General features: G+C 68.9%; 3 protein-coding genes, 1 tRNA gene and 1 rRNA gene. 4 read left to right on the top strand and 1 reads right to left on the bottom strand.

The window, feature by feature from the left end; all coding sequences use genetic code 11:
• The 3 genes from rrf to ABZ910_RS34170 all read left to right on the top strand — a co-directional run.
• A 5S ribosomal RNA gene (rrf, locus tag ABZ910_RS34180) occupies positions 1–94 on the top strand; the annotation flags it as partial.
• A gap of 114 nt (positions 95–208) precedes the next feature.
• The gene (locus tag ABZ910_RS34175) at positions 209–871 is read left to right on the top strand and encodes a DegT/DnrJ/EryC1/StrS family aminotransferase (RefSeq protein ID WP_361372957.1); all 663 of its coding nucleotides are present in this window, start codon (positions 209–211) and stop codon (positions 869–871) included.
• 96 nt (positions 872–967) lie between these two features.
• Positions 968–1,040, top strand: a tRNA-Thr gene (locus tag ABZ910_RS34170).
• Positions 1,041–1,152: 112 nt separating this feature from the next.
• Here the strand turns inward: ABZ910_RS34170 and ABZ910_RS34165 are convergent.
• On the bottom strand, positions 1,153–3,909 hold the full coding sequence (locus tag ABZ910_RS34165) for a SpoIIE family protein phosphatase (protein WP_361372955.1): 2,757 nt from the start codon (positions 3,907–3,909) through the stop codon (positions 1,153–1,155).
• A 421-nt stretch (positions 3,910–4,330) separates the two neighbouring features.
• Here ABZ910_RS34165 and ABZ910_RS34160 point away from each other — a divergent pair, with 421 nt between their 5' ends.
• Positions 4,331–9,814 (top strand): HAMP domain-containing protein, encoded by a 5,484-nt coding sequence (locus ABZ910_RS34160; protein ID WP_361372953.1) that lies wholly within the window; start codon positions 4,331–4,333, stop codon positions 9,812–9,814.
• The last annotated feature ends 172 nt before the right edge of the window (positions 9,815–9,986 follow it).

Below are 9,986 nucleotides of genomic sequence, written 5' to 3'. Positions count from 1 at the left end.
AACGCCCGGTTACATTCCGAACCCGGAAGCTAAGCCTCACAGCGCCGATGGTACTGCAGGGGGGACCCTGTGGGAGAGTAGGACGCCGCCGAACAGATTTTGAGAGGGTTGGTCCCTGGACTTCGGTTCAGGGACCAACCCTTTTTTGTTTTCTGTTACTTGGAGTTCACGTTCCACAACGAGCATTCACCGCATGGGTACTGCTGCAATGCTCAGGGCCGCCGGCGTCGGAGTCGGTGACGAGGTCGTGGTGCCGGCCTTCGGGAACGTCGACGTCGCCGAGGCCGTGATCCTGGCCGGTGCGCTGCCGGTGTTCGCCGACATAGACCCGGCCACGTACTGCCTGGACCCGTCCGAGGTCGAAGCAGTCGTAACTCCGCGCACCGCGGCCGTAGTTGTCGTACATCGCTTTGGACGGCGGGCGGACATGGAGCGGTTGCTCGACGTCGGCCAGCGGCGTGGGTTGCTCGTGCTGGAGCAGGGTGAGTCCGAGGCGCCGCACGAGGAGATAGCCCAGCGGCGGGCGCGGGCCGCGTATCTCGACGTCAAGCTGCGGGGCGTACGCACGCCCGACGGCGGCGACGGGCACACCTTCCAGCAGTACGTCGTACGGGTGCCGGGGAACGGGCGGCCGGACCGGGACGCCTTCGTGCGGGCCGTGCGGGCCAAGGGAGTTGAGTGCCAGGTGCCGGTGCAGACGCCGGTACACAGGCTGCCGGAGTTCCGGCGGTTCGTGTCGCTGCCGGAGACCGAGCGGGCCGCGGACGAGACGCTCGCGCTGCCCGTGGACGCGTCGCTGACGAAGAGGGAGATGCAGCGGATCGTGTCGGCGTGCAACGCCCTCGGGGGACTGCTTCAGCCCGCCTTCTGAGCGAAGTCGAAGCGAAGCCGAACGGATTTGGGAAGCCAGGCCTGTTCAGGGTACGATCTTCTTGTTGCTGCGAGGGAAACCTCGAAAAAGCAACAGGCCCCCATAGCTCAGTCGGCAGAGCGTCTCCATGGTAAGGAGAAGGTCAACGGTTCGATTCCGTTTGGGGGCTCAAGGAAGCCCAAGGAAAAGGCCTCACCCGATCGGGTGGGGCCTTTTGCATGTCCGGGGGACCCTCGGGGACCAGGGAGCGCGGGCGCGCCCCCTGGTCCTTCTGTAGACCCCTAATCCTTGTGCAGACCGGGGACGCGCATCGCGAGGATCGCCATGTCGTCGGATGGCGCGTCGGACGCGAAGCGTTCCACCGCGCGCATGATGCGGGCCGCGACCGCGCCCGCCGTGAGGCCCGTGCACGTGGTGAGGACGTCGGCGAGGCCGTCGTCGCCCAGCATGCGGGCGCCTTCGCGGCGTTCGGTGACGCCGTCCGTGACGCACAGCAGGACGTCGCCCGGGTCGAGGGTGACCGTCTGCTCGTACAGCTCCAGGTCCTCGATGACGCCGAGGAGCGGCTGGGGTTCGGCCGCGGGCTCCACCGTGCCGTCCTGGCGCAGACGCAGCGGGAGGGGATGGCCGGCGCAGACCACCTTCAGCTCGGCGCTGCCGTCCTCCTGGGGGCGCATCTCGCCGTACAGGAGCGTCAGGAAGCGGCTGCGGGCGCCCTCGTCGAGGATGGCCGAGTTCAGGCGCTCCAGGACGGCGGGGCCGCTCAGGCCCTCGCGGGCCAGCAGACGCAGTGCGTGGCGGGCGAGGCCGGTGACGGCGGCCGCGTTGGGGCCCGTACCGCAGACGTCACCGATCGCGAAGCCGTAGGCGCCGTCGCGGATCGGGAAGAGGTCGTAGAAGTCGCCGCCGACCTCGTTGCCTTCGCCGGCCGCGCGGTAGATGACCTCGACCTCGACGCCGTCGATCTGCGGGAGGCCGGGCGGCAGGAGGCTGCGCTGGAGGGACTGGCTGATGGCCGTGCGCTCCGAGTACAGGCGGGCGTTGTCCAGGGCCAGGGCGGCCCGGCGGGACAAGTCCTCGGCCAGTTCCAGGATTTCCTGGCGGAAGTGTTCGTCGGTCGGCTTGCCGAGCGTCAGCATGCCAATGACGCGGTTGCGGGCCACCAGCGGCAGCACGACCGTCTCGCCGCCGACCGCGGAGGCCGTGGCGAGGGTGGGGCCGATGCCCGAGGCGACCTGGTGGGTGGGCCCGCCGGTGAGGCCGAGGCTGCGCATGGACGTGCGCAGGGCCGCCTGGTGGGCCACCTCGGCGGGGACCGTCCAGACGCGGGCGCCCGGGGTGGGGACCGGGTCCGGCGGCGCGATCTTCGACAGCAACGATTTGATGCCGTCGATGAGTTCCTCGTCCTCGTGCAGGACGTACGACAGATAGGGCTCCGAGGCCTGGTCGGCGATCGTGTAGACCGCGCACCAGGTGGCGAGGGTGGGCACCGTCATCTGGGCCATCAGGGCCAGCGTCTGGTCGCGGTCGAGCGTGCCGGCGAGCAGGTCGGAGGCCTCGACCAGGAAGCTGAGCGAGCCGCGGCGCAGGCGCTCGAGTTCGCCCAGGCGGGCCGACTCGACGGCCAGCGCGATGCGGTCGGCCGCGAACTGCAGGCGCAGCGCCTCCTCGTTGGAGTACCGGCCGGGGGCCTCGGCGGCGACGCCCAGGGAGCCCGTGAGGCGTCCCTCGACCTTCAGGGGGACCGTCACCACCGAGCGCATGCCCGTGCCGCTCAGGAGCGGTACGGCGCCCGGTACGACCGTCAGGTCGTCGTGGACGGCCGGCATGCGGGCCGAGCCGTAGCGGCCGGGGCCCGCCTCGACGGGGACGCGCGCGAAGCGCTGGCGGGCCGAGGGCAGGCCGGTGGAGGCGCGGACCTCCAACTCCGTCTCGTCGTCGGTCGCGAGGAGCAGGAAGGCGGAGTCGGCGTCGAGCATGTCGCGGGCGCGTTCCACCGTGCGCTGCAGGAGGCCGTCGAGGTCGTCCGGGGCCGGGGAGCCGATGAACAGTTCGAAGGGGTCGGTGTTCTGGCCGTCGGTGGACGGGAGCGTGTCGGAGGCCGGGACGCGCAACGGCGTCTGCAGGACGGCGCGTTCGTGGTCCCGGACCAGGAGGCAGACGGTGGAGGGTTCGCCGCCCGCGTCGCGGACGCGCAGATGCGAGGCGTACACCGAGGTCACCCTGCCGTCGGCGCCGCGGATGCCGTAACTGCCCTCCCAGCGCGAGAGCTGGAGCGCCTCCGCGACGCCGGTGCTGGTGCCCGGCGTGTGCGGCCAGGCCGCGAGTTCGGTCAGGGGCCTGCCGGTGACCTGGTCGGCGGGGTAGCCGAAGAGTTCCTCGGCGTCCTCGTTCCAGGCGGAGATGGAGCCCTTGCGGTCGATCTGGACGACCGCGACGCGGACCCGGCCGTCGGCCATGGGGAGGAGGTCGGCGGGGAGGCAGGGGCCGGCGGTGCGGGTGCCGACCGCGCGTTCGGGCAGGTCGAGTTGGAACCAGACGTTCTTGTGCGTGGGCGTGTACTCGACGCCCCAGCGGTCGGCCAGGGCCGCGCAGAGCTGGAGGCCGCGGCCGCCCTCGCGGTCCGGGCTGCCCATGTTGACGACCGAGCCCTGGAGGGGGACCTCGCGCTCGGGGTAGCGGTCGGCCACCTCGATGCGTACGCCGTCCTCGGTGTGCAGGCACAGCACGTCGGCGTGGGTGCCGGCGTGCACCACCGCGTTGGTCACCAGCTCGCTCGTGAGGACCACGGCGTCGTCCACGATGTCGCCCACGCCCCAGCCCTGGAGGGTGTCGCGGACGAAGGACCGGGCGGTCGCGACGGAGCGCCCGACGGGCTCGAAGCTGGCGGCCGCGCGCGCGGTGATCACAGAACTCCTCGACCGGTCGTCGACGTGCAGGGCTCCGGGACCGACCTGCTCGATCCGCTGCTGCGGCATCTGCTCGCCCGTCGGCCGTGGCTCCGGGGGCTGTTCCCCGGGGATCAGTCCGGTGGTCATGTTCTGCGGCCGCCCCTCCGATGCCCGCTCGTTCTCGTGCCACCGCCCAGGCCGGACGGACCGGTGCGGCTGGACAGCCGCATGCAAGGTTACTTACCTTCGCCGTCCGAGCGGATGCCGGTCCGCCGTGTTTCCGCCCCAGGGTGTGCGGACGATGTGTGAAGCTGCCGAACTGTTATGGCCTGGTTCGGTGGGGGTGAAACACTGGGCAGGCTTCTGGTGAAGGTCCGGGCAGGCCGAGTGTGTTCCGTGTACAGCGGGCAGCAGCCCCAGGTGTGGCCGGATCGCATCTGGCAGTAATACTCAGCGGTAACCGGTACGCCGGAGTGACTGGCATGCCGAGCAGAAGAACCCGAGCACAGCAGTACGCACAGCAGTACCAAGTACAGCGGTAACGGTCGACCCCTGCGGGAGGGACACAGTGGAGTCTGGCGCAGCGACGCGTGGCACGAAGACGCGCGCGAAGGGCGGACAGTCCCCGAGCAAGCAGCAGACCGCGAGCAAGCAGCCCCCGAGCAGGCCACGCAACGGGACCGTCGAGGTGGACACGGCTGCCCTGAACCGACTGCTCGCGGCGCTCGTGTCGATGCGGGACGGGAACTTCCGCAAGCGGCTCACGGTCTCCGGCGACGGCGTGATGTCGGAGATCGCCGCGGTCTTCAACGAGGTGGCCGACCGCAACCTGCATCTGACGGGTGAGCTGTCGCGGGTGCGCCGGATGGTGGGCCGTGAGGGAAAACTCACGGAACGGCTGGAGACCGGTGCGTGCGAGGGATCCTGGGCGAACGCCATCGAGGCGTCCAACGCGCTCGTCGACGACCTCGTACGGCCCGTCTCCGAGGTCGGCCGGGTCCTGACCGCGGTGGCCGAGGGTGACCTGTCGCCGCGTATGGAGCTGCGCACGCAGGCCCCGGACGGGACCGGGCATCCGCTGCGGGGCGAGTTCCTGAGGGTCGGGCGGACCGTCAACAACCTGGTCGACCAGCTGTCCACGTTCACCGACGAGGTCACGCGCGTGGCCAGCGAGGTGGGCACCGAGGGCAAGCTCGGCGGTCAGGCCCGGGTGCGCGGTATGTCCGGTTCGTGGAAGGACCTGACGGAATCCGTCAACACGATGGCCAACCGGCTCACCGCACAGGTGAGGGACATCGCGCTGGTGACCACCGCGGTGGCCCGGGGTGACCTGTCGCGCAAGGTCACCGTGCACGTGGCCGGCGAGATGCTGGAGCTGAAGAACACCGTCAACACGATGGTGGAGCAGCTGTCCTCGTTCTCGTCCGAGGTGACGCGCGTCGCACGTGAGGTGGGCACCGAGGGCATCCTGGGCGGCCAGGCGCAGGTGCCGGGTGTCGCCGGGGTGTGGAAGGAGCTCACCGACTCCGTCAACACGATGGCGGGCAACCTCACCGCACAGGTGCGTGGGATCTCACAAGTCACGACGGCCGTCGCCAACGGTGACCTCTCGCAGAAGGTGACCGTCCCCGCGCGCGGGGAGGTCGCTCAGCTCGCCGAGACCATCAACCAGATGACCGAGACGCTGCGCATCTTCGCGGACGAGGTCACGCGCGTGGCCAACGAGGTCGGCGCCGAGGGGCGGCTCGGCGGGCAGGCCAACGTGCCGGGCGCCGCGGGTACCTGGAAGGACCTGACGGACTCCGTCAACACCGTCTTCCGGAACCTGACCACACAGGTGCGCGACATCGCCGCCGTGACGACGGCCGTGGCCAACGGTGATCTGTCGCAGAAGGTCACCGTCGACGTGGCCGGCGAGATGCTGGAGCTGAAGAACACCGTCAACGGGATGGTGGACCAGCTGTCGTCGTTCGGTGCCGAGGTCACGAGGGTGGCGCGGGAGATCGGCGTCGAGGGTGAACTGGGCGGCCAGGCGCAGGTGCCGGGCGCGGCCGGTACGTGGAAGGACCTCACCGACTCCGTCAACACCGCCTTCCGTAACCTCACCGGGCAGGTCCGCAACATCGCCCAGGTGACGACGGCGGTGGCCAACGGTGATCTGTCGCAGAAGGTCACGGTCGACGTCTCCGGCGAGATGCTCAAGCTGAAGAACACCGTGAACACGATGGTGGACCAGCTGTCGTCGTTCGCCGACCAGGTCACGCGGATGGCCCGTGAGGTGGGCACCGAGGGCCGCCTCGGCGGTCAGGCACGCGTGGACGGCGTGTCGGGTACGTGGAAGGAACTCACGGACTCCGTCAACACGATGGCCGGCAACCTGACGGCCCAGGTGCGCGGTATCGCCCAGGTGACCACCGCGGTGGCCCGGGGTGATCTGTCCCAGAAGATCGACGTGGACGCGCGCGGGGAGATCCTCGAGCTGAAGAGCACCATCAACACGATGGTCGATCAGCTCTCCGCCTTCGCCGACCAGGTGACCAAGGTGGCCCGCGAGGTGGGCACGGAGGGCCGCCTCGGCGGTCAGGCGCAGGTGCCCGGTGTCGCCGGTGTGTGGCGGGATCTGACGGATTCCGTGAACGGCATGGCCGGCAACCTGACCGCCCAGGTGCGCAACATCGCGCAGGTCGCCACCGCGGTGGCCCGGGGTGATCTGTCGCAGAAGATCACCGTGGACGCGCGCGGGGAGATCCAGGAACTCAAGAACACCCTGAACACGATGGTGGACCAGCTGTCGTCGTTCGCCCAGGAAGTGACGCGGGTCGCGCGCGAGGTGGGCACCGAGGGCATCCTGGGCGGCCAGGCCGAGGTGCAGGGGGTCGCGGGCACCTGGAAGGACCTCACGCAGTCCGTGAACTTCATGGCGAACAACCTGACCATCCAGGTGCGCAACATCGCCGAGGTCACGACCGCGGTCGCCAAGGGCGACCTGTCCAAGAAGATCACCGTCGACGCGAAGGGCGAGATCCTCGAACTCGTCACCACGGTCAACACGATGGTCGATCAACTGTCGTCCTTCGCCGAGCAGGTGACCCGCGTGGCCCGTGAGGTGGGCACGGAGGGCATCCTGGGCGGTCAGGCGCACGTTCCGGGTGTCACGGGCATCTGGAAGGACCTCAGCAACAACGTGAACCTGATGGCCAACAACCTGACCATGCAGGTGCGCAACATCTCCCAGGTCTCGGCGGCCGTCGCCAACGGCGACCTGACGCGGCAGGTGACCATCGAGGCGAGCGGCGAGGTGGCGCAGCTCGCCGACACCATCAACACCATGGTGAAGACGCTGAGTTCGTTCGCCGACCAGGTCACCAAGGTGGCCCGCGAGGTGGGCACGGACGGCATCCTCGGCGGCCAGGCGCACGTACCGGGTGTGGCCGGTACGTGGAAGGACCTCACCGAGTCCGTGAACCAGATGGCGTCCAACCTGACCGGTCAGGTGCGCAACATCGCCATGGTCACCACCGCCATCGCCAAGGGTGACCTGACCAAGAAGATCGACATCGACGCTCGCGGCGAGATCCTCGAGCTCAAGACGACGATCAACACGATGGTGGACCAGCTGTCGTCCTTCGCCGAGGAGGTCACCCGAGTCGCCCGCGAGGTGGGCACGGAGGGCCAGCTCGGCGGCCAGGCGCGCGTGCGGGACGTCGACGGCACCTGGCGCGATCTCACCGAGTCCGTGAACGAGATGGCCGGGAACCTGACCCGGCAGGTGCGGGCCATCGCGCGCGCGGCCACCGCGGTGACCCGCGGCGACCTCAACCTGAAGCTCGACGTGGACGCCGCCGGCGAGATCCAGGAACTGCAGGACTACATCAACAAGATGATCGCCAACCTGCGCGACACCACGATCGCCAACGAGGAGCAGGACTGGCTCAAGGGCAACCTCGCCCGCATCTCCGCGCTGATGCAGGGCCGCCGCGACCTGGAGGACGTGGCCTCGCTCATCATGAGCGAGCTGACCCCGGTGGTGTCCGCGCAGCACGGCGCGTTCTTCCTCGCGATGCCGCTCGTCGACGGCAAGGACATGAACGCCGAGGACGAGGACGCGTACGAACTGCGCATGCTCGGGTCGTACGGCTACTCGATGGGCTCCATGCCGACGTCGTTCCGGCCCGGTGAGGCGCTGATCGGCACGGCCGCCAAGGAGCGGCGCACGATCCTCGTGGAGAACGCGCCCAGTGGCTACCTGAAGATCTCCTCGGGGCTAGGCGAGGCCCCGCCCGCGCAGGTCATCGTGTTGCCGGTGCTGTTCGAGAACACGGTGCTCGGCGTGATCGAGCTGGCGTCCTTCGCGCCGTTCACGCAGATCCAGCGGGACTTCCTGAACCAGATCGCCGAGATGATCGCGACCAGCGTCAACACGATCTCCGTCAACACCAAGACGGAAGTGCTGCTGAAGCAGTCGCAGGAGCTGACCGAGCAACTGCGCGAGCGGTCGGCCGAGTTGGAGAACCGGCAGAAGGCCCTCCAGGCGTCCAACGCCGAACTGGAGGAGAAGGCCGAGCTGCTGGCCACACAGAACCGCGACATCGAGGTCAAGAACACCGAGATCGAGGAGGCGCGGCAGGTCCTGGAGGAGCGCGCCGAGCAGCTCGCGGTCTCCATGCGCTACAAGAGCGAGTTCCTCGCCAACATGTCGCACGAGCTGCGTACGCCCCTCAACTCGCTGCTGATCCTGGCCAAGCTGCTCGCCGACAACGCGGACACCAATCTCACCCCCAAGCAGGTCGAGTTCGCCGAGACCATCCACGGCGCCGGCTCCGACCTGCTCCAGCTGATCAACGACATCCTCGACCTGTCGAAGGTCGAGGCGGGCAAGATGGACGTCTCCCCGACGCGTATCGCGCTCGTCCAGCTCGTCGACTACGTGGAGGCCACCTTCCGCCCGCTGACCGCAGAGAAGGGCCTCGACCTGTCCGTACGGGTGTCGCCGGAGCTGCCCGCGACGCTGCACACCGACGAACAGCGCCTGCTGCAGGTGCTGCGCAACCTGCTGTCCAACGCGGTCAAGTTCACCGACTCCGGATCGGTGGAGCTGGTGATCAGGCCTGCGGGTGCGAACGTGCCGATGGGCATCCGCGAGCAGCTCCTGGAGTCCGGCTCGGTCAGCGATCCGGACGCGGAGCTGATCGCGTTCTCGGTGACCGACACCGGGATCGGCATCGCGGCCAGCAAGATGCGAGTGATCTTCGAGGCCTTCAAACAGGCGGACGGCACGACCAGCCGCAAGTACGGCGGTACGGGCCTCGGGCTGTCGATCTCCCGGGAGATCGCGCAGCTGCTCGGCGGCGAGATCCACGCGCAGAGCGAGCCGGGACGCGGCTCGACGTTCACGCTGTATCTGCCGCTGTACCCGACCGAACTGCCGCCGCAGGGCTACCAGCAGTCGTTGCCCGCGCTGGTCGTCAACGAGCTGATGGCCTCCGAGCACCACCACGCCTCCGAGCTGTCCGACGTGGAGATCGAGACGCCAGCCGAGGTGAAGTCGTACCGGGAGACGCAGAACGGCGCCGCCGCGCTCTTCCGGCGCCGCCGCCGGGGTGCTCCGCCGGTCGAGCAGTGGTCGGCCACGACCGGGCAGGAGTCTGCGCCGCAGGCGCAGCGGACGGTACGGTTCGGTGGCGAGAAGGTGCTGATCGTGGACGACGACATCCGCAACGTCTTCGCGCTCACCAGCGTTCTGGAGCAGCACGGGCTGTCCGTGCTGTACGCCGAGAACGGCCGGGAGGGCATCGAAGTCCTGGAGCAGCACGACGACGTCGCGGTCGTCCTGATGGACATCATGATGCCCGAGATGGACGGATACGCGACGACGACGGCGATCCGCAGGATGCCGCAGTTCGCCGGGCTGCCGATCATCGCGCTGACCGCGAAGGCCATGAAGGGCGACCGGGAGAAGGCGATCGAGTCGGGTGCGTCCGACTACGTCACGAAGCCGGTCGATCCGGACCACCTGCTGTCCACGATGCGGCAGTGGATGCGAGGGGAGTGAGGGCGAGATCAGGTCGATGGTGAACGCTGCGAAAACGTTTGGCGTGTACGCGGAGTTGCTGACTCAGGGTGTCCGAGGCTGTGTAGAGGCACGGGAATCGGGGAACCTTCTGGTCTCCTGCTGCGTTTCTGCTACGTGCACGGTGACATCCCAGTGACAGGGTGTGGCGACG

Source organism: Streptomyces sp. NPDC046805 (assembly GCF_040645355.1).
Classification (GTDB): Bacteria; Actinomycetota; Actinomycetes; order Streptomycetales; family Streptomycetaceae; genus Streptomyces.
The sequence above is the reverse complement of the archived record's forward strand: the minus strand, read 5'-3'. Positions and strand labels throughout refer to the sequence as shown.

Coding starts and splice junctions, on each gene's coding strand:
- ABZ910_RS34165 (WP_361372955.1), bottom strand. CDS start 3,909: ATGACCACCGGACTGATCCCCGGGGAACAGCCCCCGGAGCCACGGCCG.
- ABZ910_RS34175 (WP_361372957.1), top strand. CDS start 209: ATGCTCAGGGCCGCCGGCGTCGGAGTCGGTGACGAGGTCGTGGTGCCG.